23 protein-coding genes are annotated in these 24,665 nt (G+C 65.7%); 20 read left to right on the top strand and 3 right to left on the bottom strand.

What is annotated here, in order from left to right; translation table 11 throughout:
* Positions 1 to 101: 101 nt before the first annotated feature.
* A complete protein-coding gene (locus ACFV4R_RS18655; RefSeq protein WP_377203794.1) occupies positions 102 to 1,475 on the bottom strand; it encodes a LysM peptidoglycan-binding domain-containing protein in 1,374 nt (457 codons plus the stop codon).
* A 241-nt stretch (positions 1,476 to 1,716) separates the two neighbouring features.
* On the opposite strand from ACFV4R_RS18655, the gene ACFV4R_RS18650 reads away from it, so the two are divergent.
* Entirely contained in the window at positions 1,717 to 2,070 is a 354-nt protein-coding gene (locus ACFV4R_RS18650) for an Rv2175c family DNA-binding protein (protein WP_377203795.1), read from the top strand.
* A gap of 9 nt (positions 2,071 to 2,079) precedes the next feature.
* Here the strand turns inward: ACFV4R_RS18650 and ACFV4R_RS18645 are convergent, their stop codons facing one another.
* Together ACFV4R_RS18645 and ACFV4R_RS18640 are read right to left on the bottom strand one after the other, a co-directional pair.
* The gene (locus ACFV4R_RS18645; protein WP_377203796.1) at positions 2,080 to 3,174 is read right to left on the bottom strand and encodes a polyprenyl synthetase family protein; all 1,095 of its coding nucleotides are present in this window, start codon (positions 3,172 to 3,174) and stop codon (positions 2,080 to 2,082) included.
* On the bottom strand, positions 3,171 to 3,701 hold the full coding sequence (locus tag ACFV4R_RS18640; protein ID WP_377203797.1) for a hypothetical protein: 531 nt from the start codon (positions 3,699 to 3,701) through the stop codon (positions 3,171 to 3,173). Before ACFV4R_RS18640 ends, ACFV4R_RS18645 begins: the two co-directional genes overlap by 4 nt.
* 140 nt (positions 3,702 to 3,841) lie before the next feature.
* On the opposite strand from ACFV4R_RS18640, the gene dinB reads away from it, so the two are divergent.
* From dinB to ACFV4R_RS18545, 19 genes are all read left to right on the top strand, one after another.
* On the top strand, positions 3,842 to 5,002 hold the full coding sequence (dinB, locus tag ACFV4R_RS18635; protein ID WP_377203798.1) for a DNA polymerase IV: 1,161 nt from the start codon (positions 3,842 to 3,844) through the stop codon (positions 5,000 to 5,002).
* A 271-nt stretch (positions 5,003 to 5,273) separates the two neighbouring features.
* Positions 5,274 to 5,648, top strand: coding sequence for a DUF3040 domain-containing protein (locus ACFV4R_RS18630; RefSeq protein WP_091719476.1), 375 nt, complete (start codon positions 5,274 to 5,276; stop codon positions 5,646 to 5,648).
* 347 nt (positions 5,649 to 5,995) lie between these two features.
* Positions 5,996 to 6,424, top strand: a complete 429-nt coding sequence (gene mraZ, locus ACFV4R_RS18625) for a division/cell wall cluster transcriptional repressor MraZ (protein ID WP_009358613.1) — start codon at positions 5,996 to 5,998, stop codon at positions 6,422 to 6,424.
* 181 nt (positions 6,425 to 6,605) lie between these two features.
* Positions 6,606 to 7,598 (top strand): 16S rRNA (cytosine(1402)-N(4))-methyltransferase RsmH, encoded by a 993-nt coding sequence (rsmH, locus tag ACFV4R_RS18620; protein WP_377203799.1) that lies wholly within the window; start codon positions 6,606 to 6,608, stop codon positions 7,596 to 7,598.
* The gene (locus ACFV4R_RS18615) at positions 7,595 to 8,239 is read left to right on the top strand and encodes a hypothetical protein (RefSeq protein ID WP_377203800.1); all 645 of its coding nucleotides are present in this window, start codon (positions 7,595 to 7,597) and stop codon (positions 8,237 to 8,239) included. The genes rsmH and ACFV4R_RS18615 overlap by 4 nt, the downstream gene beginning before the upstream one ends.
* Positions 8,240 to 8,283: 44 nt before the next feature.
* Positions 8,284 to 10,086, top strand: a complete 1,803-nt coding sequence (locus tag ACFV4R_RS18610) for a peptidoglycan D,D-transpeptidase FtsI family protein (RefSeq protein WP_377203801.1) — start codon at positions 8,284 to 8,286, stop codon at positions 10,084 to 10,086.
* A 79-nt stretch (positions 10,087 to 10,165) separates the two neighbouring features.
* Complete coding sequence (locus tag ACFV4R_RS18605) at positions 10,166 to 11,803, top strand: UDP-N-acetylmuramoyl-L-alanyl-D-glutamate--2,6-diaminopimelate ligase (RefSeq protein ID WP_377203802.1); 1,638 nt, start codon at positions 10,166 to 10,168, stop codon at positions 11,801 to 11,803.
* 6 nt (positions 11,804 to 11,809) lie between these two features.
* Positions 11,810 to 13,276 carry a UDP-N-acetylmuramoyl-tripeptide--D-alanyl-D-alanine ligase gene (murF, locus tag ACFV4R_RS18600; RefSeq protein ID WP_377203803.1) on the top strand — a complete coding sequence of 489 codons (1,467 nt, stop codon included), beginning with the start codon at positions 11,810 to 11,812 and terminating at the stop codon, positions 13,274 to 13,276.
* Complete coding sequence (gene mraY / locus ACFV4R_RS18595; protein WP_056077552.1) at positions 13,273 to 14,382, top strand: phospho-N-acetylmuramoyl-pentapeptide-transferase; 1,110 nt, start codon at positions 13,273 to 13,275, stop codon at positions 14,380 to 14,382. Before murF ends, mraY begins: the two co-directional genes overlap by 4 nt.
* Positions 14,364 to 15,941 carry a UDP-N-acetylmuramoyl-L-alanine--D-glutamate ligase gene (murD, locus tag ACFV4R_RS18590; protein ID WP_377203804.1) on the top strand — a complete coding sequence of 526 codons (1,578 nt, stop codon included), beginning with the start codon at positions 14,364 to 14,366 and terminating at the stop codon, positions 15,939 to 15,941. The genes mraY and murD overlap by 19 nt, the downstream gene beginning before the upstream one ends.
* A gap of 2 nt (positions 15,942 to 15,943) precedes the next feature.
* Positions 15,944 to 17,287, top strand: coding sequence for a putative lipid II flippase FtsW (gene ftsW, locus ACFV4R_RS18585; protein ID WP_377203805.1), 1,344 nt, complete (start codon positions 15,944 to 15,946; stop codon positions 17,285 to 17,287).
* A gap of 6 nt (positions 17,288 to 17,293) precedes the next feature.
* Complete coding sequence (murG, locus tag ACFV4R_RS18580) at positions 17,294 to 18,394, top strand: undecaprenyldiphospho-muramoylpentapeptide beta-N-acetylglucosaminyltransferase (RefSeq protein ID WP_377203806.1); 1,101 nt, start codon at positions 17,294 to 17,296, stop codon at positions 18,392 to 18,394.
* Complete coding sequence (gene murC, locus ACFV4R_RS18575; protein ID WP_377203807.1) at positions 18,391 to 19,785, top strand: UDP-N-acetylmuramate--L-alanine ligase; 1,395 nt, start codon at positions 18,391 to 18,393, stop codon at positions 19,783 to 19,785. Before murG ends, murC begins: the two co-directional genes overlap by 4 nt.
* Positions 19,778 to 20,713, top strand: a complete 936-nt coding sequence (locus ACFV4R_RS18570) for a cell division protein FtsQ/DivIB (RefSeq protein WP_377203808.1) — start codon at positions 19,778 to 19,780, stop codon at positions 20,711 to 20,713. The genes murC and ACFV4R_RS18570 overlap by 8 nt, the downstream gene beginning before the upstream one ends.
* A gap of 185 nt (positions 20,714 to 20,898) precedes the next feature.
* Entirely contained in the window at positions 20,899 to 22,146 is a 1,248-nt protein-coding gene (gene ftsZ / locus ACFV4R_RS18565) for a cell division protein FtsZ (protein WP_377203809.1), read from the top strand.
* A gap of 8 nt (positions 22,147 to 22,154) precedes the next feature.
* The gene (pgeF, locus tag ACFV4R_RS18560; RefSeq protein ID WP_377203810.1) at positions 22,155 to 22,844 is read left to right on the top strand and encodes a peptidoglycan editing factor PgeF; all 690 of its coding nucleotides are present in this window, start codon (positions 22,155 to 22,157) and stop codon (positions 22,842 to 22,844) included.
* Positions 22,837 to 23,574, top strand: coding sequence for a YggS family pyridoxal phosphate-dependent enzyme (locus ACFV4R_RS18555; RefSeq protein WP_377203811.1), 738 nt, complete (start codon positions 22,837 to 22,839; stop codon positions 23,572 to 23,574). Before pgeF ends, ACFV4R_RS18555 begins: the two co-directional genes overlap by 8 nt.
* Before the next feature lie 90 nt (positions 23,575 to 23,664).
* The gene (locus ACFV4R_RS18550) at positions 23,665 to 24,195 is read left to right on the top strand and encodes a cell division protein SepF (RefSeq protein WP_015936785.1); all 531 of its coding nucleotides are present in this window, start codon (positions 23,665 to 23,667) and stop codon (positions 24,193 to 24,195) included.
* A 121-nt stretch (positions 24,196 to 24,316) separates the two neighbouring features.
* Positions 24,317 to 24,604 carry a YggT family protein gene (locus ACFV4R_RS18545; protein ID WP_056077522.1) on the top strand — a complete coding sequence of 96 codons (288 nt, stop codon included), beginning with the start codon at positions 24,317 to 24,319 and terminating at the stop codon, positions 24,602 to 24,604.
* Positions 24,605 to 24,665 lie beyond the last annotated feature (61 nt).

Genomic DNA, 24,665 nt, shown 5'->3' with positions numbered 1-24,665 from the left:
CCTCCGATCCTAGTTGCAATGGAACGGGTCCGGACCGTCAAGCGGCCCGAACCCGTTCCATCAGTGGCTGCCGGCCCCCTCAACGCGGGCCAGCCAAGCCTTTAGCCGAAGTTCTTCTGGTGTGCCTTGATGGCCGCCACGTAGGTTTTGGTGTCGTCGTACATCCCGTACTTGCTGACCGAATACTGGCCCTGGTAGTAGCCTGCGATGGCGGTGTCCCGGTCCTTGCTGGTAGCGAGCAGCTGGCGGATAATCGCAACACCCGCTGTGGCGTTGTCATAGGGATCGAGCAGGTTCAGTTTGCGGCCCACCAGGTCCGAGGCCCACTGGCCGGAGCTGGGGATGACCTGCATGGTCCCAATGGCGTTGGCGGGGGAGACCGCGCGCTGGTTGAAACCGGACTCCTGGTAGGCGAACGCCAGGGCCAGTGACGGCTCGACACCCATGCGGCGGGCGGTGTCCGCCACGATGTTCTGCATCTCTGCCCGGGACGGGACCGGGGAAGCATTCAGGAGTGCCTTGTTCTCATTGGCGGAGCTCACCACCGCCGGAGGGTAGGTGAACCCAAGGAAGGAACTGGGTACCAGCGGGGCGGCGGGCGCTGCCGGCTGCGCAGCAGCAGGCTGCGAGCCTGAGCCGGGGACGTTCAGTTTGTTGCCCGGGTAAATGATGGAGCCGAGGTTCAGCCCGTTCGCCGAAAGAAGCTCGGGCAGCTTCACCCCATGGCGCGATGCGATGGCGGACAGGGTGTCGCCCGCCTTGACGGTGTAGGAGCCGGTTGCCGGAGCCTGAGGGGCTGACGTGTTGGCGAGTGGGGCCGCCGGCGCCGCTGCGGCGGGGGCAGCAGGTGCCTGCGCGCCGGCGCCCACCTTGATCTTCTGGCCGGGGTAGATGATGGACCTCATGTTGAGGTTGTTCCAGCTGAAGACATCCGCCAGGCTGACGTTGTGCCGGGCGGCGATGGCGCCCAACGTGTCACCGGACTTAACGGTGTAGGAGGCGCCAGCGGCCGAAGCGGGTGCAGCTGCCGGCGCGGCGGGGGCCGGGGCTGCTGCGGCAGGACTGCCGGACAGCTTAATCTTTTGCCCCGGGTAAATGATGGTGTTCGCCTGCAGATTGTTCAGCCTGAGCACTTCCCCGGTGTTCAGGTTGAATTTTCCGGCAATGGCGCTGATGGTGTCTCCGCGGGCGACTGTGTATTCGGCAGGCGCGGAATTCTGTGCGGGTTTAAAGGCCGCCGGAATCGTGGTGGAAACGGATGAGGCTGGAATAACCGTTGCCGTGGCCTTGGCTGCTGCCTGCGCGTTTATCGCCGCGGTCAGGGTCGCGGGGAGCGGTTTGGCCGGCTGCTGGGCAGTGGCCGGCTGTGCGAGGGCCAGGGACGACAGGACAACCGCCGGCAGTGCCGCCGTCGTCGCAGCAATCATCGGCAAGCTCGGCCTGGGGGGTTGCTTCGGCGAGCGGGACATCGTCATGTAAGGGATCCTCTTCTCAACTGCGGGTGCGGGCGGGGGTGCCGCTTTAGTGCTTGATACTACTGTTACTCGAGTGATCTTTGTTACGAGTGTGAACAGTGAGAATCTCTCATGAATTCGCGGTTAGCACAAGAATTCGCACTTTTGCCGTAAGGAAGAATTTCGGAGTGTCCGCAGCACAGGAGTAGTCGGCCGACGGAGCGACTAGGCGCCGGGCCGCGCACCGTGGCAACCTTGATCCGTGAGTAACGTAGAAAACCTTGTGGGCGAATGGTTGCCCCTCCCCGATGTCGCCCAATTGCTGAATGTTTCCATTACCAGGGTCCATGGCCTGATTGATGAGCGTGCCCTCGCGGCTGCGCGTGTGGGCGAGCGGAAGATCCGCTCGGTACCTGCAGAATTCCTCCAGGACGGCCAGGTGGTGGATAGCCTTAAAGGCACCATTGTGGTCTTGGCCGACGCCGGCTACTCCGACGAAGACCTGATCATATGGCTGTTCACTCCGGACGAGTCGCTTCGCGGCCGGCCCATTGACGCCCTGCGTGAGGGACGAAAGACCGAGATCCGGCGCAGGGCACAGACACTGGCCTGGTAATTGCTGTCCTCAGGAGGCCCGGCTGACCGTAGCCTCGGCCAGCCTCCTGAGTGCGGTCTTGGGCAGCTCATCCAGCTCGAGCGCCTCCAGGGCCTCGTAGGCCGCATTGCCGTATTCCCCGATCAGCACTTCGGTGGCCTGCAGCGCTCCTGAGTCTTCGATGATCCGGCGGATTTCCTGGACGTCCCCGTCATCCAGCTCCGGGCTCCCCAGCCTGGAGTCTATGAAGGCGGACTCCGCCGGAGAAGCCTGGTCCAGGGCCAGCGCCACCAGGACAGTGCGCTTGCCTTCACGCAAGTCATCTCCGGCCGGTTTGCCCGTGGTGAGGGGGTCCCCGAACACTCCCAGGACGTCGTCGCGAAGCTGGAATGCCTCACCCAGGGGAAGGGCGAAGGCTGAATAGCCGCGCAGCAAATCGTTGGTTGCGCCGGCCAGGGCACCGCCCAGGGCCAGGGGGTGCTCAGTGGAGTACTTGGCGCTTTTGAACCTGATGATCGACTGCGCCCGGCTGACGGCGCCCGCGCGGTCGCGGACCGGCCCGGCCACCTCTTCCAGGATGTCCAGGTACTGCCCAGCCATGACTTCAGCCCTCATGAGGTTGAAGATCAACCGGGCCCGGCTGCCCGAGGCCGCCCGTTCGCCAATATCCGTGAATGCCTCTTCACTGAAGGACAGGCACAGGTCGCCGGCAAGGATGGCTGCTGCCTGCCCGAACCGCCCGCTGTCCAGGGCCCAGCCCTGGGCCTCGTGCAGTTGGCTGAACCTGCGGTGGACGCTGGGCCCGCCACGGCGGGTATCCGAGCGGTCGATGATGTCGTCATGGATCAGGGCGGCGGCCTGGAAGAGTTCCAGGGCGGCTCCTGCCGTCACCACCTCGGCAGCGCCGGCGTCTCCGCCCGCCCCGCGCCAGCCCCAGTAGCACATCAGGGCGCGCAGCCTCTTGCCGCCGGTGACGAGGTTCGAGATTGAACCCATGATGGGGTCGATGTCCGGGGAGATGCCGGACATGATCCCCTGGCGGGAGGTGAGGAAGCCGGTCAATTCCCCGGCCACCGAGGCCACAAAGTCGGCCTGTTCGTTCCTTAGCTGCTCGGCGCCCGTCACTTGGCGGACTCAGCAGCCACGTTGGCACCGATGGTGAAGGTTGCCACTCCGGATGCTTCAACCACAGAAAGGTTGACCGTCTCGCTGTCACCGCGGACAAAGTCCTTGGAGGCCACGGCTCCTACGGTGTCCCCGGGTACCGCCTTGAAACCCTGCGCTTCAAGCGCCTTCGTGTAGAAGTCGACGACGGCGGACGTGGGTCCGGTGACAGTCGCCACCAGGGCGGCCGTTGCGGGCGCGGACGACTTGTCAAAGCTGCTGGACACGACAGTCGCGTTCGGCATCAGGGGGAGGAGTTGCTGCGGGAAGCCTTCCACAAGCGCCCCCACAGTTGCCGAGGTGCTCGGGGAGGCGCTGGGGCTGGCCGACGCAGTAGTGGTTGCATGTGCAGTCGCGGGCACAGTGGCGGGGGAGGACGGTGACGGCTGTGCCGGTGACGGGGTCGGGCTGCAGGCTGCCAGGGCCAGTGCCGCGCCTGCGGCAAGAACGGCCAGGCCAGCCGGTTTGAAGTTTCCAATGACCGTCACAGGGACTTTCCTCCTGGTGTTGATGCCGGATTCAGCCTCCAGTTTAGTCAGTACCTACGGATAGGATTGCAGCCGTGGGGCCCGACGCCAGAAACCAACCAGCCGCGGCACGCCTTCCGGGCGGCAGGCGGAAGTGCATCATGCACGTGGACATGGACGCCTTCTTCGTCTCGGTCGAACTGCGGACACGCCCCGAACTTCGCGGCAAGCCAGTGATCGTCGGCTTTCCGGGGGAGCGCTCAGTGGTCCTGTCCGGCTCCTACGAGGCGCGCGCTTTCGGCGTCAAATCAGCCATGCCCATGGCCGTCGCTGCCAGGATGTGCCCGCAGGCCGTCATCATCGAACCGCGCCACAAGCTGTACTACGAAGTCTCGGCGCAGCTGATGGCCATCTTCGAATCCGTTACTGAACTGGTGGAGCCGCTCAGCGTGGATGAAGCCTTCCTTGACGTCACCGGAGCAATCCGCAGGCTGGGCCCCCCGAGGGGCATCGGTGAACTCATTCGGCGCCGGGTCGCCTCTGAGCTCGGCATCACGGCATCCGTGGGCATAGCCGAATCGAAGTTCGTGGCGAAGATCGCCTCCACCCGCTGCAAACCGGACGGCCTGCTGCTCATCGGCCCCGATCAAACCGTGCCGTACCTGCACAGCCTGCCGGTGGGTGCGCTGTGGGGTGTCGGGGCAAAGACAGCTGAAGTCCTGGCGCGGATGGGAATCCGGACGGTGGCGGATGTGGCCGCCACTCCCGTGTCCACCCTCCGCCGGATGCTCGGTGCCGGCGGTGAGCACGTGCACCGGCTGTCCTGGGGCATCGACCCCAGGCCGGTTACGCCCGTACGGCTGGAAAAAAGCATCGGAGCGGAAGAGACTTTTGCCGTTGACACATCCGATGATGCCCTCCTCCACCGCGAACTCCTTCGGCTGTCCCACCGCACGGCCGGACGCCTGCGAAGCTCCGGCATGGTGGCAAGGACAGTGGCCTTGAAACTGCGCTTTGCGGACTTTTCCACCATCACCCGCAGCCGCACCCTGCAGGCTCCCGTTGACAGTGCACAGCTGATCTATGCGGTGGCGGTCCAGTTGCTGGAGTCGGTCGGCCCCCGTGCCATGTCCGTCCGGCTGGTGGGAGTGCGTGCCGAGCAGCTGGAGGACACGGCAACAACCTCAGTGCAGCTCACCATCGACCGGCGGGATGAGAACTGGCGCGCCGCGGAACAGGTCCTGGACGAGGTCACCCGAAAATTCGGTTCCAAATCGGTACTTCCTGCCCGCCTCATGGAACCCGGAAGCAGCGCAGGTTAAAACGGACCAAAAGACGTCCGTCACCGTGTTTCGGAAGAAATCGCCGTCTTTCAGAACGGACCGCAACAAACTATCCTTAGAGATACATAGTTTTTGAGTGATTGGACTACTGCCGGACCGTTTTGGACATGCTTCCGCTCCGGCGGCTGTGCGCCCGGTTCAACTTCCTACCCAGGCGGGAAGATTGGAACCGAACAGGCGCACCAGCCGTTAAGGGTGCAGGAGTAATTTCTGGGACAAGCCCGGACGTTGGCCTACGAAGGAGGTCGTGATGCCGCTGTCGGAGCACGAACAAAAGCTGCTTGAGCAGTTGGAGAAGCAGCTTCACGAGGACGACCCGAAGTTTGCGAACTCCATGGGGTCTGACCCCGGGCGTTCGTGGTCAACCAGGCATGTGGTGATCGGAGTCCTTGGTGCCTTGGCAGGCGTGTTCCTGCTGCTGGTTGGCGTCACGCTGCAGAGTATCTTCGTCGGCGTCCTTGGCTTTATCGTCATGGGTGGTGGCGTGTACTTTGCGACGATGCGCAGTTCCTCGGCAGCCAAGGATGGCGCCAAGGGCAGTACCGGCAAGCCGGGGAAACCGCGGAGTTCCTTCATGAGCAACCTTGAGGAGCGTTGGGACGAACGCCGGCGCGGAGAGCCCTAGGTCTCACCGATTACCCGGGCCACACCCGGAGCCTCCACTCCGCTCCCCGGCAGGGGAGCGAACAACAGAAAGACCCGCTGCGGCGGGTCTTTTCCTGTTTAACGCTCTTTGCTGCCAATTCGCGCAGTTGCCCGGCCCCATGATTCCCGCTGCGCCCTGGAAATCCACTCCACTTCCCACCACCGGTTGAAAATGGCGCCATTCCGCGTGCGATATCCCAATTTTATGGCTCACCACGCCCCATTTTGCGTTGACTGTGGGGGAAAGTGGAGTAATGTGGAGGGCATAAGAGGGTGGTTGCAACATAGGGGATGTGCATTTCCTGATATCGGACAGGCGGTGGGCCAGTGTTTCTGGGCACTCACTCGCCGCGCCTGGACGAGAAGGGACGGATCATTCTCCCCGCGAAGTTCCGCGAGGAACTTGCAAGCGGGCTGGTGCTCACAAGGGGCCAGGAACGTTGCATCTACGTCTTCAGTGAGAAGGAATTTGCACGGGTCCACGAGCAGATGCGGGAGGCGCCAATCTCCTCCAAGCAGGCACGTGACTATATCCGTGTCTTTCTCTCTGGGGCCTCTGACGAGGTACCTGACAAGCAGGGGCGCGTGACAATTCCTCCCGCGCTCCGGGAGTATGCAGGACTCGGAAGGGAACTGGCCGTTATCGGCGCGGGCTCCCGTGCCGAGATCTGGGACGCCCAGGCCTGGAATGAATACCTCGCGGAGAAGGAAACAGCCTTCTCTGAAACGGACGATCCCATTCCGGGTATTCTCTGAATCCCGGAGCGGTAAGCAGGAGTTTCACGCAGGAAGTTTCCTGGATGAGATCTCCAGCCGGCCGATCGGACAGCCAACCTGACTCACTTCCCCGGAGCCAGGCAGGCGGGACGGTAGGTGCGGATGGGGATCTGATCCCGGAAGCGGAAGCAGCTACCACAACGGCGAGAAGGGACGAGGCATGAACGAACAACCGAAGCCAACGTCCGAACGCCATGTGCCGGTCCTTCGGGACCGGTGCATCAATTTGTTGGCCCCGGGATTCGATGCCGCACGGCAGCAGGGCAAACCCCCGATCGTCATCGACGCCACGCTGGGCATGGGCGGGCACTCCGAAGCCATGCTCCAGCGTTTCCCGGACCTCCACCTGATCGGCATTGACCGTGACGAGGAAGCGCTCGCCCTTGCGGGGGAGCGGCTTGCGCCCTTCAGCGCACGGACGGACCTGGTCCACGCCGTTTACGACGAAATCCCCGAAGTCCTCGCGGACCTTGGCGTCACCGAAATCTCCGGCATCCTGATGGACCTAGGCGTCTCGTCGCTCCAGCTTGATGAGCGGGAGCGCGGCTTCGCCTACTCCTTCGACGCTCCCCTGGACATGCGGATGGACACCAGCCGTGGCCAGACTGCTGCGGACGTCGTCAACACATACAGCGAGGATGAGCTGGTCCGGATCATCCGGAAGTGGGGCGAGGAGAAGTTCGCGGGCCGCATCGCAAACCGGATCGTCGCTGCACGTGGCGAGAAGCCTTTCACCACCACCGGAGAGCTGGTGGAACAGATCCGATCGGTGGTCCCTGCCGGAGCAGCCAAGTCCGGTGGACATCCGGCCAAGCGGACCTTCCAGGCGTTGCGGATCGAAGTCAACGAGGAGCTCGACGTCCTGGAGCGCGCCGTCCCGGCCGCTGTGGATGCGTTGGCCATGGGTGGACGAATCGTGGTCATGTCCTACCACTCCCTGGAGGACAAGATCGTCAAGGGCGTCCTCCAGGGCCGCTCGAAGTCCTCCGCCCCGCTCGGGTTCCCGGTGGAACTGGAAGAGCATAAACCCGAACTCAAAATCCTGACCAAGGGCACCGAGGTGCCCACCGCCGTCGAAATCGCCGAGAACCCCCGTGCCGCCTCAGCCAGGCTCCGCGCGGCGGAACGAATCAGAGCCAGGAGAGCTGCATGAGCACCGCTGCCGTCAAGAACTTTCCCGCCGCTCCCGGCAATCCGGCGCAGCGCGAGGAACGGAAGAGCCGCACCCCGCTGTCCGTGGTGCGGAGCATGCCCCGCAAGCGGCGTGCTCCTTTCGTCGTTCTCTGCTTCGCCATGCTTGCAGTTGCCCTGGTGGCAGTCCTGGTCCTGAATATCTCGGTATCCACTGCGCAGTACCAGTTGGTGGAACTTCGCGCCAAGCAGAGCACGCTGACCAAGCAGAACCAGGACCTCACCCAGCAGGTGCAGAACTTCGAGGCCCCGCAGAACCTGGCGGCCAAGGCCAAGGATCTGGGAATGGTGGCTTCAACCGTCAAGGGGCAGATCGACCTCTCCACTTTGTCCGTCACCGGCAAGGCCACGCCGGCTGTGAAGGGTGCCACCGAAGGTGCCGTCATTCCTGCCCCGGCCGTCCCGGGGCAGCTGATCGTGGTGCCGCCGGCTTCAACGGGTGAACCCCTGGCAAGCCGCAAGCCGGCAGCAGAAACCACGCCCGCCGCCGCGGCTCCCGCCGCTGAGGCGCCCGCAGCGGCAGCACCGGCCCGCCAGGCCTCCGCGGCCGAACTCAACGGCGGCTCAGTTCCAGCACCGCAGCAAAAGGTGCCCGGACAGTAAGAGCGGGACTGGCAGGCACGAGGGACGAACAGCAAGGAAGATCAGTGGCGCAGAGGACCGGTAAGCCAGTGAACGGCAAAGCGCCCAACCCCACCAGGCGGTTGCGCCTGGGCCTGGGCATTATGCTCTCCCTCCTGCTGGTGGTTGGCGGAAAGCTGTTCCTGGTCCAAGGCCTGGACGTCGGTGGCATGGCTGAAGCGGCCCTCAACAAGCGAATGACTGAAACGGTCCTGCCGGCGGAGCGTGGCAGCATTCTGGACGCCAACGGCACGGTCCTGGCCAACAGTGTGATCCGCTACAACGTGGTGGTGGACCAGCAGCTCAATACCAAGACCGAGTCCTACCGGCGCCTGGATAATGTCGACGGCAAGGAAAAACTCGTCGAGATCAGCCGCGACCAGGGCCTCACCGAGCTGGCAGCGGTCCTGGGCATGGACAAGGACGCCATCGTCAAATCCGTTACCGGTGAGTCGCGCTACTACATTGTGGCCAAGGACGTGAAACCGGACGTCGAGGACCGCATTTCCAAACTCCAGGTGCCCGGCATCGTGACCGAAGGCGTCAGCAAGCGTGTCTACCCCAACGGCTCCGTAGCTGGCGGCATCATCGGCTTCCTGCAGGAGGGCGGCAGCGGACAGGCCGGCATCGAACAGACGCAGGACGACCTCCTGAAGGGGTCGGATGGCAAGCGCCTTTTCGAAATCGGGGCCGACGGCCTCCGGATCCCGGTGGGCGTGGACGAGCTGACCGAGCCGCAAGACGGCAAGAACGTCAAGCTCACCATCAACTCCGACCTCCAGTACTTTGCGCAGCAGGCCATCCAAAGCCAGGCGGACAAGCTCAGCGCCGAATGGGGCGTCATCATTGTGATGGACGTCAAGACCGGCAACCTGGTGGCCATGGCGGACACCAACTCCCCGGATCCGAACAACCCGGGCCTGGTGGCCGCCAAGGACCGCGGCGTCCGGGCCGTTACCGCAGCCTACGAACCGGGTTCCGTGGAGAAGATGCTGACCGCAGCGGCCCTGATCGAGGAAGGCAAAGCCAACCCGCTCAGCGAATACACGCTGCCCCCCTCGTATACGGTCAACGGCCAGACGTTTACCGATTCCTTCTCGCACGGCACCGAGAAGCGCACCCTCGCGGGCATCCTGGGCTACTCCATGAACACGGGCACCGTGATGGCCGGCCAGGCCCTGAGCAAGGAACAGCGCCACGACTGGTTGCAGAAGTTCGGCATTGGCCAGGCACCGGACATCGGGCTCCCCGCTACCGCCTCCGGAATTCTCACCCCCGCAGACCAGTGGGACGGACGGCAGGAATTCACCGTCCTCTTCGGGCAGGGCGTGTCCCAGTCCACCCTCCAGACCGTGCGGGCATTCCAGTCAGTGGCCAACAATGGGGTGATGCTCCAGCCGCGCCTGATCGACTCGTATGTTTCTGCCGACGGAACCGAGGAAAAGGTGCCGGCGGCACCCCCTACCCAGGTAGTCTCCGACAGCACCGCCCAGCAGGTCCAGGACATCCTGGAAAGCGCCGTTACCGAGGGTCAGATCAAGGATGCCTCCATCGACGGCTACCGGGTGGGTGCCAAGACCGGCACCTCGGAATCGCCCTGCGACGACGGCAAGTCCGGATTCTGCGGCTACACCGCCTCCATGGTGGGCATGGCGCCGATGGATGATCCGCGGTTTATTGTTGAGGTGGTACTCCAGCGGCCCAAGGGCAGCATCTACGGGATTACCAACGGGCCGGTCTTCCGGTCGGTCATGAGCCAGGCACTGCGGACCTACAACGTCCAGCCGTCCACCGGCGAACCGGCCAGGCTGCCCCAGTTCGCCAAGTAGCACCCCGGCTCCATCACGCTGCAGCAGCGCCCGCTGCGGCCACAGCCGGGCACGATCCACTAGCACCATCGGAGATTCATTGTCAGAGTTCACGCCGTCCCACAGCAGCGCCCTTCCGGCCGCTCCTGCCAGCAAAGCCAGGTTCCGGCCCACCGCCGTCGAACCGGTGCGTCTGGAGAGCATCGGCGCCGCCGTAGGCGTCGCCGTTCCCGGACATGCAGCAGACGTCACGGTCACGGGAATCACCCTGAACTCCCGAGCTGTCGAGGCCGGCGACCTTTACGCAGCCCTCCCCGGCGCGTCCCGCCACGGCGCGGACTTCGTGGCACAGGCCGTGGAGGCCGGGGCGGTAGCCGTCCTGACCGACGACGTCGGCGCGCGCCTGCTGGCGCTGGGCAACGACACCCCGGTGCCGGTCCTCGTGGTGGACAAACCCCGCAATGTGGTTGGCCCGCTGTCCGCGGCCATCTACGGCAGCACCGATGGGGCCGAAGAGGACTTCACGCTGTTCGGCGTAACCGGCACCAACGGCAAGACCACCACCACGTACTTCATCAACTCCCTGCTTCGCGCCCTTGGTACCCGGTCCGGCCTGATCGGGACCATCGAGATCCTCGCCGGCACCGAGCCCATTCCCAGCCTGCTGACCACCCCCGAGTCCACTGAAGTGCACGGGTTGCTGGCACTCATGCGCGAAAGGGGACTGGGCGCGGCAGCCATGGAGGTTTCCTCGCACGCCATTTCGTACCAGCGCGTGGACGGCGTGGTGTTTGACGTGGCCGGCTTCACGAACCTGACGCAGGACCACCTGGACCTGCACGGCACCATGGACGACTACTTCGCCACCAAGGCCGACCTTTTCACGCCTGCGCGCGCCCGCAAGGCAGTAGTGACGGTCGACGACGAGTGGGGCCGCCGCCTGGCCGGCACCGCCGGCATCCCGGTCACCACGCTCAGCACGGACGGGCGGGCAGCCGCGGACTGGACCGTGGCCGCCACCGAACCCCGCGGCCTCGGCACCACTTTCACGCTCGAAGGTCCCGATGGCGCAGAACTGCGCCTGCACACGGGACTGCCCGGTAGCTTCAACGTCGCCAACGCCGCCCTGGCGGCGATCATGGTCCTCACCGGCGGGGTGGACACCGCTGTGCTCCAGGACGCCCTGGACACGGCAGACCCGTTCACCGTTGCCGTCCCCGGACGCATGCAACTCGTCGCCGAGCAGCCCGCCGCCGTCGTCGATTTCGCCCACAACACCGATGCACTGGCCCGCGCTCTCGAAGCCGTCCGCCCGCCGGCCCCGGGCTCCCGGCTGATCGTTGTCTTCGGTGCCACCGGCCAGCGCGACCAGGGTAAACGCCCCGCCATGGGCGCGGTGGCTGCCCGCCTTGCGGACACTGTCATCATCACTGACGACGACCCTCACGACGAGGACGCAGCCGCCATCCGCGCCGACGTCCTGGCGGGTGCAGAAGACGCGCGCAGCAGCGAATCGCTGCCCTGCGAGATCCTGGAGGTCTTCCCCCGGGATGAGGCCATCCGGCGCGCAGTAGAGCTCGCAGGCCCGCTGGACAGCATCCTCGTGGCCGGCCGCGGCCATGAAGTCTGGCAGGAAGTCAAAGGCGTCAATCTGGCCCTTGACGACCGCGTGGAACTGCGCACCGCCTTGACAGCCAGGGGATTCAACGTTCTCCAAGACGACCGGATAGAGTCCTAGACCGAGATGATTGCTTTTACTGCGGCCGAAATTGCCGACATCACCAAGGGGCGCCTGGACGCCGATCCCGGAATCACGCCTACATCGGTAGTGACGGACTCCCGGGAAGCCACACCGGGTTCGCTGTACGTGGCCAAACCCGGCGAACACGCGGACGGGCATGACTTCATCGCCGGAGCGTTCGAAGCAGGCTCCGTCCTGGCGCTCGTGGAGCGCCAGGCGGCCAGGCCTGACGGCAGTTCCTACCCATCGGTATTGGTGGATGACGCCGTCCTCGCCATGGGCGCATTGGCCGCGGAGGCCGTCCGGCGCATCCGTGCCGCCCGGGCCGCAGCCGGCCAGGAACTCACCGTCGTCGGCATCACCGGCTCAGCCGGCAAGACCACCACCAAGGACCTGCTGGCAGGGCTGTTCGCCTCCCGGGGGGTAACGGTGGCACCGAAAGGCTCCTACAACGGCGAGGTGGGCGTCCCGCTGACCGTCTTCCAGGCGGACGAGGGCACGCGTTATCTCGTGATCGAAATGGGCGCAACCGGAATCGGCCACATCCGGTACCTCGCCGACATGGTGAAGCCGGACATCGGAGTGGTCCTCGCGGTCGGAACCGCCCACGCCGGCGAATTCGGGGGAGTGGCGAACATCGCCCTAGCCAAGGGGGAGATGGTTGAAGGCCTCTCTGCCGGCGGGACCGCGATCATCAACCTCGATGACGACAGGGTGGCCGCCATGCGCAGCCGCACCACGGCCACCGTGCTTGGCTTCAGCGCCGAAGGACGCGACGGAGCCGCCGTGCAGGCCCTCGGCGCCGACACCAACGAACAAGGCAACCCGGAATTCGACCTCCAGCTGCCCGGCGGCGACGGCCCGCACCACCTGGCCAGCAAGCTCATCGGGTCACACCACACCGGCAACCTGCTCGCCGCGGCGGCAGCGGCCTTCGCCGCCGGCATGTCCGGCGCAGACATCGCCACCGGCCTGAGCAGCCAAAGCGCGGCAAGCCGCTGGCGGATGGAACGCACCGAACGTGCGGACGGCGTCACGGTGATCAACGATGCCTACAACGCCAATCCCGAATCCATGCGGGCAGCGTTGCGCACGCTCGCCGATCTTGGGCGCGGCAGGCGGACCTGGGCGGTACTTGGGGCGATGCTTGAACTCGGCGACGACTCCATCCGGGAACACACCGCCGTGGGCACCCAGGTGGTCCGGCTCAACATCTCCAGGCTGGTGGTGGTGGGCCGGGAAGCGCGGGCCCTCTACGTCTCTGCCGTCCAGGAAGGCTCCTGGGGTGACGAATGCCTGTTCGCCGAAACCCCTGACGAGGCCTACGAACTCCTCAGCGCCGAGCTTGAGCCGGGCGATCTGGTCCTCTTCAAGTCCTCCAACAGCGTGGGCCTGCGCCATCTGGGCGATCGGATAGCATTACCCCCACAAACCCCCCTGAACGCCGATGAAAGGAGCACACAGCTGTGATTGCACTTTTGATCGGCGCCGGGCTGGCCCTGCTTTGCGCCCTCGTCGGCACCCCGCTGTTCATCAGGCTGCTGGTCCGCCGCGGCTACGGCCAGTTCATCCGCGATGACGGACCCACGTCCCACCACACCAAGCGCGGAACGCCCACCATGGGCGGCACCGTGGTGGTAGCCGCCGTTCTGCTCAGCTACGGGCTCACACACCTCATCATGTTCCTGATGAACCCGGATTCCCCGGGGCCGTCCGCCTCCGCGCTGATCCTGCTGTTCCTCATGGTGGGCATGGGCCTCGTCGGGTTCCTCGACGACTTCATCAAGATCTCGCGACAGCGAAGCCTGGGCCTGGACGCCAAGGCCAAACTGATCCTGCAGGCCGCCGTTGGCGTCATCTTCGCCGTGCTGGCACTGAACTTCCCGGACGAATCCGGGCTCGCACCCGCCTCCACCAAGATCTCGCTGGTCCGTGACCTCCCGTGGCTCGACCTCGCCTTCGGCGGGACCGTCCTCGGGGCGATCCTCTTTGTGGTCTGGTCCAACCTGATCGTCACCGCCGCCACCAACGGCGTCAACCTCACCGACGGCCTGGACGGGCTGGCGGCCGGCGCCTCCGTCATGGTCTTCGGCGCCTACACCCTGATGGGTATCTGGCAGAGCAACCAGGCCTGCGGTTCGCCGCGGGAAGCCGGCAGCGGCTGCTACTCCGTCCGCGACCCCCTGGACCTCGCCCTGCTGGCGGCCATCATGAGCGCAGCCTTGGTGGGCTTCCTCTGGTGGAATACTTCGCCGGCCAAGATCTTCATGGGCGACACCGGTTCCCTGGCGATCGGCGGTGCCATCGCCGGGTTCGCGATCCTCTCGCGCACCGAACTGCTGCTGGGCATCATTGGCGGACTCTTCGTCCTCATCACCCTCTCCGTCATCATCCAGGTGGGCTACTTCAAGGCCACCGGTGGCAAACGTGTCTTCAAGATGGCTCCCCTGCAGCACCACTTCGAACTCAAGGGCTGGGCCGAAGTCACAGTGGTGGTCAGGTTCTGGATCCTCGGCGGCCTCTTCGTCGCCGTCGGGCTGGGTATCTTCTACGCTGAATGGGTTGTGCTGCTGTGACCGTTTCCCCCCGCCTGGAAAACCTCGTTACCTGGGACTCTGACTGGTCCGGGTTGCGCGTGGCAGTCACTGGCATCGGTGTCTCCGGCTTTGCCGCCGCGGACACCCTGATCGAACTGGGCGCCCGGGTAGTGGTGGTTGACGCCGCCACCAGCGACACCGCCAAGGCCTCGGCCGACACCCTGAAAATCGTCGGTGCTGCCGATGTCCTTCTCGGCGAGGAAGCTGTTACCCGCATTCCGCGGATCGACGGTGAACTTCCGGAACTGATCGTCACCTCGCCGGGCTGGCGTCCGGACCAGGCCCTGCTGGCTGCAGCGGCCCGGGCACACATCCCGGTCTGGGGCGACGTCGAACTTGCCTGGCGGGTCCGCCAGCGCGAGGGACGGAAGACCGCCGACTGGCTTGCCATCACCGGCACCAACGGCAAGACAACCACCGTGGGCCTCACCGAGTCCATGCTGCGGGCCGCAGGGCTGAAGGCGATCGCGGTGGGCAACGTGGGCAAGCCCATCCTTGACGCCATCCGGGAACCCGTCGAGTACGACGTCTTCGCCGTCGAACTCTCCAGCTTCCAACTGCACTGGGCGGAATCCCTGTCCCCGCTGGCCAGTGTGTGCCTCAACGTTGCCGAAGACCATGTGGACTGGCACGGCTCCTACGACTCCTACCTGGCGGACAAGGCCAAGGTCTACGAACAGACCCAAAAGGCCTGCATCTACAACGCCGAGCAGTTCGAAACCGAACGCATGGTGGAGAACGCCGACGTCGTGGAAGGGTGCCGCGCCATCGGCTTCACCACCGTCACTCCCGCGGTCAGCATGCTGGGCGTCGTGGAGGGTCTCCTGGTGGACCGCGCCTTCATTGAAGAGCGGCGGGACAGCGCCGCGGAACTCGCGGCCATGGCCGACCTCGGTCCGATCGCTCCCCGGCATATGGTGGCCAACGCGCTTGCGGCCGCGGGACTGGTCCGCGCCTACGGGGTGGATGCCGCTGCCGTCCGCCAGGGGATCCTGGACTACGTGCCCGGTGACCACCGCATCCAGCCTGTAGCCCGCCACGAAGGCGTGCTGTGGGTCAACGATTCCAAGGCCACCAACCCCCACGCCGCCGCAGCCTCACTGGCGGCTTTCACCAACGTCGTCTGGATTGCCGGCGGCCTCTCCAAGGGCGTCACCTACGACGACCTGGTCCGCGAGCAGGCCCACCGGCTCAAGGCCGTGGTACTGATCGGCACCGACTCCTCCGAGCTTGCCGGTGCCCTCCAGCGACACGCGCCGGATGTCCCCGTGATCGCGGCTGCGCCGGGTGACACTGAAGAGGTGCAGACTGCTGCAGCGGAAGGTGCCACCGGTACCCGTTCCCCCCTTGCCGGGGAACAGGTCATGTCCCTGGCCGTTGCGACAGCAGCCCAGCTGGCCGGCTCCGGCGATACTGTGCTGATGGCTCCGGCAGCTGCCTCCATGGATCAGTTCTCTTCCTACGCACACCGCGGCAACACATTCATCGAAGCTGTCCGCGGGCTGGTGGAAGGGCAGGCCAAGACCGGCGAGGAGTAAAAATGGTCAGCACGCCCACGCGCCGGCAACCAGCCGGGCGGCCAGGCCGTCCGGCCGGCACCGGCTCCACAGTCACGAAGGCGCAGCGCCCGGCACCTGTTACGGTCCGGCTCAGGAAGGCCTACCGCAGTTTCTGGTCAGCCCTTGAGGGCAACGGAACATCCCGTAACGGCTCCACGTATTACCTCATCCTCGGCTCCACCCTGGCACTGACGGCGATCGGGATCATGATGGTCCTGTCGGCCTCCAGCGTGGAGTCCATTGCCGCCGGAAAATCGCCTTACGGAGACGCCCTGAAGCAGGGCATGTTCGCGGGCATCGGCATCTTCACCATGTTCGTCCTGTCCAGGATCAACGTGGTGTGGCTCAAGCGCCTCGCCTGGCCCGCAATCATCGCCGCCATGGTCCTGCTGGCCCTGGTTCAGGTGGTGGGCGCGGAAGTCAACGGCAACAAGAACTGGATCGACCTCGGCGGCATCACCTTCCAGCCCTCCGAGGCGTCGAAGCTCGCCCTGGCACTCTGGATGGCCACTGTGCTGGCCATGAAGGCCAAGCTGCTGCGGCGCTGGCAGCACGTCTTTGTCCCTGCCATCCCGGTGGCCGTCATCGTCATCGGCCTGGTGCTGATCGGCAACGACCTCGGCACTGCCATGATCATCATGATGATCGCCGCCGCGGCGCTCTTCTTCGCGGGCGTGCCCCTGTACTTCTTCGGCATCGCCGGGCTGCTGGGCGCCGCCGGCGCGGCCATCATGGCCATCACCAGCTCCAACCGCATGTGCCGCATCACCTCCTGGTGGACGGGCGAGTCCTGCGCCGACGGCATCGATGCCAACTACCAGGCCACCAACGGTCTCTACGGGCTGGCTTCGGGGGGCTGGTTCGGCGTGGGGCTGGGACAAAGCCGGCAGAAGTACAGCTGGATCCCCGAAGCCCACAACGACTTCATCTTCGCCATCATCGGCGAGGAGCTGGGCCTGGTGGGCACCGTCGTCGTCCTCATCCTTTTTGCGATCCTCGGCGCGGCCATCTACCGCGTGGTGGTGGCCCAGGAAGACACCTTCCACCGCGTCCTTGCGGGCACCATCATGGTGTGGCTCCTGGGCCAAGCCACCGTGAACATGTCCGTGGTGACCGGCCTTATGCCCGTGATCGGCGTACCCCTGCCCTTCATCTCGTATGGCGGCTCCGCGCTGCTGATGTCCCTCTGCGCCATCGGCGTGGTGCTTTCCCTGGCCCGGGAACAGATGGCGCCTGCCATCCGTCCCAAACGGATGCTGAAGTTCAAGGCCACGGGGCGGGAGAAAGCCCCGCGGAATAAGAAGACTGCAAGAAAGCGTGCCTGATCCCACATGAACCCGAAGAACCCTTCCATCGTCCTGGCCGGCGGCGGCACAGCCGGCCATATCAGTCCGCTCCTTGCCATCGCCGCGGCCGTGAAGACCGCCTCGCCGGACGCCGCCATCCTCGCAGTCGGCACACCGTCCGGCATGGAAACCCGCCTCGTCCCGGCGGCAGGGATTGAACTGGCGACGATCGACCGGGTCCCGTTCCCGCGCAAACCGTCGGCCGACCTGTTGCGGCTTCCAGCCAGGCTCGCCGGCGCAGTCCGCCAGGCCGGAGACATCCTGGACCGGGCTGACGCCGATGTGCTGGTGGGTGTGGGCGGATACGTGTGCACGCCGATGTACCTCGCGGCCCGGAAGCGCCGGATCCCCATCGTCATCCACGAGGCGAATGCCCGTCCCGGGCTCGCCAACAGGGTGGGCGCACGGATGACTTCGCGGGTGGCCGTCGCCTTCGAAGGGACGCCGCTGCGGCACGCCGTGCATGTCGGCATGCCCATGCGGACAGAAATCTCGGGCCTGGACCGGAACGCTGCGCGGACCGCCGCCCGGGAAGCCCTCGGACTTGATCCGCAGCAGCCCACCCTCATCGTCACCGGTGGATCCTCCGGCGCCCAAAGCATCAACCGCACCATCGCTGCGTCCGTGGGGCAGCTGGCTGCCGCGGGGATTCAAACCCTGCACATCACCGGGCGCGGCAAGTCGGTCCTGGACGGGGATGGCCAGCCGCTGGCCGCGCCGGGCTACCGACAGGTGGAATACGTGGACGGGATGGAACTCGCCTACTCTGCGGCAGATGTGCTGCTGGCCCGCTCCGGCGCTGCGACCGTCTGCGAGGTGGCCGCTGTTGGCGTGCCGGCCGTCCTGGTGCCATTGCCGATCGGGAACGGGGAACAGGCCCTGAACGCCGCGGGCCTGGTGGCTGCCGGCGGTGCCCTGCTGGTCCAGGACCGCGACTTCACCGACGAATGGCTGGCCAAGGAACTCGTCCCGCTGGTCACCGACAAGGCACGGCTGGCCACCATGGAAGCCAACTCCTACCGGCTGGGTGTCCGTGACGCCGACCGGCGGATGGCTGCCCTCATCCTGGAAGCGGTGTCCGCATGAGCAACCATGACCTTTCCGGCAGCGAAACCCAGGGTTCCCTCGTGTCCCTGGGCCGGGTCCACTTCATCGGGGTGGGCGGAGTCGGCATGTCCGCCGTGGCCAGGATCATGGTGGCGCGCGGGGTCCCCGTCAGCGGATCCGATGCCAAGGACCTTTCTGTCATGCGCGACCTCGCCGTAAAGGGTGCCAGGATTGCCGTCGGTTACAAGGCCGGCAACCTGGGCGATGCCCAGACCGTCGTGGCGGGGTCGGCGATCAGGGCGGACAATCCAGAGCTGGCCGCGGCCCGGCAGGCCGGGCTGCCCGTGCTGCACCGGTCCGAAGCGCTGGCGGCCACGATGGGGGAGGACACGGTGGTGACCATTGCCGGTACCCACGGCAAGTCCACCACCACGTCGATGGTCACGGTTCTGCTCCAGGGCGCCGGCCTGGATCCATCTTTTGCCATCGGCGCCAACGTCCCTTCCCTGGGGGTTAATGCCGCGCATGGCACGTCAGGGATCTTTGTGGCGGAAGCCGACGAATCGGATGGTTCATTCCTGAACTACCGGCCTCAGATCGCCGTGGTGACCAACGTCGAAGCTGACCACCTGGACCACTACGGCACAGCCGAAGCCGTGTACGAGTCGTTCGACAAGTTCGCCGCCCTGCTGCCCGCCGACGGGCTCCTGGTGGCGTGTGCCGACGACCCCGGCGCCCGGGCACTGGCCGAGCGCACCCGCCAGGCGGGCAACACCCGAGTCCTGCTGTATGGCACCACCGGCGACGCCGACCTGAAGCTTCACGACGACGGCCCCGGCAGCGTTGCGGTATCCACCGCGGAAGGGCGGTTCGACCTCGCACTGCAGGTACCCGGCCGGCACAACGCGCTGAACGCGGCGGCCGCGTTCGCCGTCGCGCTTGAACTCGGCGTTGCACCCGGCGCCGCCGCGGCAGCCCTGGCCTCCTTCTCCGGCGCGTCCCGCCGGTTCGAGCTGAAGGGCGAAGCCCGCGGCGTGCGGGTGTTCGACGATTACGCCCACCATCCCACCGAGGTCCGCGCTGCGCTGACCGCCGCGCGCTCAGTCGCGGGGGAGCACAAGGTGCACGTGCTGTTCCAGCCGCACCTGTTCTCCCGCACCCGGGAATTTGCCCGGGAATTTGCTGAAGCTTTGACCCTGGCGGATACCGCGCTGGTCCTGGACATCTACGCTGCCCGTGAGGACCCCATCCCCGGCGTCACCAGCAAGCTCATTGCCGACCATATGGCCGGCCGGGGACGCCTGGTGAGCGCAGAAGAGGCCGTGGCCGCCGTCGCGCAGGCGGCCGCGGACGGGGACATTGTGCTGACCGCCGGCGCCGGCGACGTGACCGGATACGGTCAGCGGATCGTGGAGGCCCTGCGTGGCTAGCACGCGCCGTCCCACCTACACCCCGGCGGGCCGTAAAGGCACGGCGACCGGCGGGCAGAGCCAAACGGGTGCCGCAGGCTCCCCGGATGCGGACGAGGTGATCTCGGCGTCGCGGAGTGTGCCGGTCCAGACGTCGGAGAAGGCTTCCGCCCGCACCGGCGGGACAGGCGGCAGGAAAGCGCCCGCTGCTGATTCCGGCCCGGCCGCCAACGTCCTCGCCTTCCCGGAACCCAGGGGGAAGCGGCGCAGGCGGAGGTTGCTGTTGGTGGTGTGCACTGTGTGTGCGCTGGTGGCGGCCCTTCTGGCCGGTGCCGTGTACTCGCCGGTGCTGGCGCTGCGCACCATTACCGTGTCCGGCACGTCGCTGCTGACGCCTGCGCAGGTTCAGGCGGCGCTCGAACCGCTGCAGGGGAAGCCCCTGCCCCAGATCGGCGACGACGACGTCAGCCGGCTCCTCGAGCCACTGGTCCAGGTCAAGTCCGCGTCTGCCGAAGCCAGGCCGCCCTCCGGGCTTACCGTCACCGTGCACGAGCGGGTACCCGTGGCCCTGGTCAAGCAGGGGGAGCAGTACCAATTGGTGGACGTGGACGGCGTGCAGCTGGCCACCACCGCGGACCCGGCGTCCGTATCCCTGCCCCTGATCGACGGCGGCGCCGGTGCCATTGGACAGGACCTGTTCAAGGCCACCGCCGCTGTGCTGGGTGCCCTTCCCGCGGATGTCCTGGCGAAGTTGTCGAACGCTTCCGCCAAGTCCGTTGATGCTGTGGAGCTCAAGCTGGTGGACGGCCAGACCATCGTGTGGGGCAACGCCTCGGAGAAGGAACTCAAGGCCAAGGTGCTGGCTGCGCTGCTGAAGGTTCCCGCGGATTCGAAGAACCCCGTGCAGGTCTACGACGTCAGTGTTCCGCGGCATCCGGTGACACGGTGAGCGGCTTTCTTTCCGGTATTAATCCGACACGCGGACCCGGTTATTGAATGTGGGAACCAGAGGAAATACCGTCACAGACATGAGTTACTTGACATAACTATAACCTTCAACTCGAAGGTTAAGGTTACAGGCTTCAAGCTCACCATCAGTTTTTCGCAATAAGACACGAACAAGGGACACGTAACGTGGCAGCTCCGCAGAATTACTTGGCCGTCATCAAAGTCGTCGGCATCGGCGGCGGTGGCGTGAACGCAGTCAACCGCATGATCGAGGTCGGCCTCCGAGGTGTTGAATTCATCGCCATCAACACCGACGCCCAGGCACTGCTGATGAGCGACGCCGACGTCAAGCTCGATGTCGGCCGGGAACTGACCCGCGGCCTCGGAGCCGGCGCCAATCCGGAGGTGGGCAAGCAGGCCGCCGAGGACCACGCCGACGAAATCGAGGAAGTGCTGCGGGGAGCCGACATGGTCTTCGTGACCGCCGGCGAAGGTGGCGGAACCGGCACCGGCGGCGCGCCCGTCGTCGCCCGCATTGCGCGCTCCCTTGGCGCCCTGACCATTGGTGTCGTTACCCGTCCCTTCACCTTCGAAGGCCGCCGCCGCGCGGGCTCCGCCGAATCCGGCATCGACGCGCTGCGCGACGAAGTGGACACCCTGATCGTGATCCCCAACGATCGCCTTCTGTCCATCAGTGACCGCAACGTCTCGGTCCTCGACGCTTTCCGCTCAGCCGACCAGGTGCTGCTGTCCGGCGTCCAGGGCATCACCGACCTCATCACCACCCCGGGCCTGATCAACCTCGACTTCGCCGACGTCAAGTCGGTCATGCAGGGTGCCGGCTCCGCGCTCATGGGCATCGGCTCCGCCCGTGGCGAAGACCGCGCCGTCAAAGCCGCAGAGCTTGCCATCGCTTCGCCGCTGCTGGAGGCCTCCATCGACGGCGCCCACGGTGTGCTGCTGTCCATCCAGGGTGGCTCGGACCTCGGCCTGTTCGAGATCAACGAAGCCGCGCGCCTGGTCCAGGAAGTTGCCCACCCCGAGGCGAACATCATCTTCGGTGCCGTGATCGATGACGCCCTCGGCGACGAAGCGAGGGTCACCGTCATCGCAGCAGGCTTCGACGACGTCAAGGCCACTTCGCCGTCCATGGATCAGTCCCAGCCGCAGGCGCAGGCTGCGCCGCAGCGGCCCGCAGCACCTGCGCCGTCGCAGGCACCGTCCGCCGGTAACCACCAGGGCGGCGGCCACCAGCCCAACGTCCAGCCGGTCCACGCAGGCGTCGGCGCCGCGGGCCTGAGCAACTGGGGCCAGCAGCGCCCCACTGCAGTACCGGCAGATTCCGGTTTCGACGTGGACCTGCCGTCCGTAGTGGAGCCGGACCTTACCGGCAACCACCAGGACGACCTGGATGTCCCCGACTTCCTGAAGTAGGCAGCGGCTTGTTCCACTGGCGGGCCGGCATCCTTCCGGGGGTGTCGGCCGCTTTTACGAACAGCGACGCCGGCAACCTGGCACTCCATGTCGGTGACGATCCCGAAGCGGTTCGGCAACGCAGGGCGCGGCTCGAGCGGGAGATCGGCGTCAGCACCGGCAGCCTCCGGTTCATGAACCAGGTCCACGGAACGGACGTGGTGCTGATGGACTCCATCAGTCCTGCCCCCGAGGCGGACGCGATGGTGTCACGCGGCACTCCGCTGGCGGTGATGGTGGCAGATTGCATCCCCGTAATCCTGGCCGGTGTGTCAACCGATGGACCGGTCCTGGCGGTGGCCCACGCCGGCCGCCCCGGCCTCGCCAGTGGAGTCATCCCCGCGACACTGGAGAGCATGGCCTCATTGGGGGCCACCGGCATCCGGGCCTGGCTTGGACCTTCGATTTGCGGACGCTGCTACGAAGTCCCCGGTGCCATGCAGGAGGAAGTCGTGGCCGCAGTGCCTGCCGCCCGGAGCACAACCTCCTGGGGGACTCCCGGCCTCGACCTGCCGGCCGGTGCACGGAGCCAGCTGGAAAACGCCGGCGTGACTGTTGAATACAGCGGGCCCTGCACCCTCGAGACGCCGTCACTGTACTCCTATCGCCGGGACCGCCACACCGGCCGTTTTGCAGGTTTGGTGTGGTGCCATGAATGACGCCGTAACCGCCGGTGATGCCCGCCTCCGCGAACTCGCCGGGCGGCTGGAGGCCGTACGGGAGCGCATCGCCAGGGCAGTCGGGTCGGCCTCGCGCGAAGGCCAGCCGCCCAGGCTGATCGTCATCACTAAGTTCCATCCGGCAGATGACATCCGCCGCCTCGCCGCCCTGGGCGTCACCGACGTCGGCGAGAACAGGGACCAGGAGGCCGCTGCCAAGGCCGCCGAGCTGGCTGGGGCCGGCCTGGCCTGGCATTTCGTCGGCCAACTGCAGACCAAGAAGGCCAAGTCCGTGGTGCGCTATGCAGCTGCTGTCCACTCGGTGGACCGGCCCCAGCTCGTTGACGCGCTGGCCAAAGGGGTGCTGAACGAACAGGACGCCACGGGGCGGGCGCCGCTGGACTGCTTCATCCAGGTCAGCCTGGAGGACGACGCCGGAGCGCACCGGGGCGGCGCGTTGCCCGCCGACGTTCCGGCCCTGGCCGATCGGATCGCCGCTGCGGAAGGGTTGCGCCTGGCAGGTGTCATGGCGGTGGCTCCGCTCGGTGCCGCGCCGGAACCGGCCTTCGAAAAGCTCGCCCGGGTGTCTGAACTGCTGGTGCAGGCCCACCCGGCGGCATCCGGCATTTCGGCCGGTATGAGCCAGGACCTTGAAGCTGCGATCAAATTTGGGGCGACACACCTGCGGATCGGTTCCGATATTCTCGGATCGCGTCCGGCCGTGGGGTAGCGTCGGGACTGTTGGAAGTGATGGGCGGGGGACTCCAGTGCTGTCAAGTCATTGGGCGGCCCGCTTACGGGACACGATTAGGAGTCGACCATGGCCGGCGCTCTGCGCAAGACAATGATCTATCTTGGGCTCGCCGACGGCGATGAGCATTACGAGTCCGAGCAACTGAACACACGTAAGGATGAGGACGAAACAATGGAAGCAGACCGCGAGGAACGCCGTGCTCCTGCACCCGTCCGCGAGGTCAGCCGTGAAACGTCCTACACCCCTGAAGAGGAATACCGCGCCCCAGTGACTCCCATCAAGCGTGCGGCTTCCAGCCGCGAAGAGACCTCAGGCCTCCGCCAGATCACCACTATCCATCCCCGCTCCTACAACGATGCCAAACTCATCGGTGAGAGCTTCCGGGACGGCATTCCGGTGATCATGAACGTCACCGACATGGGTGAGTCGGATGCCAAGCGGTTGGTGGACTTCTCCGCCGGGCTGGTGTTCGGCCTGCGTGGCAGCATCGAACGGGTCACCAACAAGGTATTCCTTCTGTCGCCGTCCTACGTTGAGGTCATCGGCGATGACAAGAAGGCCAGCGACACCCAGGCCAGCTTCTTCAACCAGAGCTGACCCGCAGACGTTGAACGGATGCCAGGCAGGGACACCTGTCTGGCATCTGTGCTGAAATAGACACAACACATCGGCGCCACCGCGGCATCGGCTTTTTGAACATGGAGATATGAGTTAAGGCATGGGAATTGTTTTCGGACTTGTCTATCTCGCGCTCCTGCTGTTTTTTGTTGCCCTGATCATCCGCCTGGTATTCGACTGGGTGCAGATGTTCGCCCGGGAATGGCGGCCGCGCGGCGTTGCCCTGGTGGTGGCGCACGCTGTGTACTCCATCACGGACCCGCCCCTGAAAGTGCTCCGCCGGCTGATCCCGCCGCTGCGTTTGGGCGGCATCTCGCTGGACCTCGGATTCCTGATCCTCTTCATCGCGGTCAGCATTGCGATGGGAATCACCAGAAGCTTCGCCTGATTCAAAGATTTACACCCATGCAACGCAGGACGGTGCCACCGGGACCGGATAGTGTGAAGCA

This window comes from Pseudarthrobacter sp. NPDC059871 (assembly GCF_042731175.1).
GTDB lineage: Bacteria > Actinomycetota > Actinomycetes > Actinomycetales > Micrococcaceae > Arthrobacter.
The sequence above is the reverse complement of the archived record's forward strand: the minus strand, read 5'-3'. Positions and strand labels throughout refer to the sequence as shown.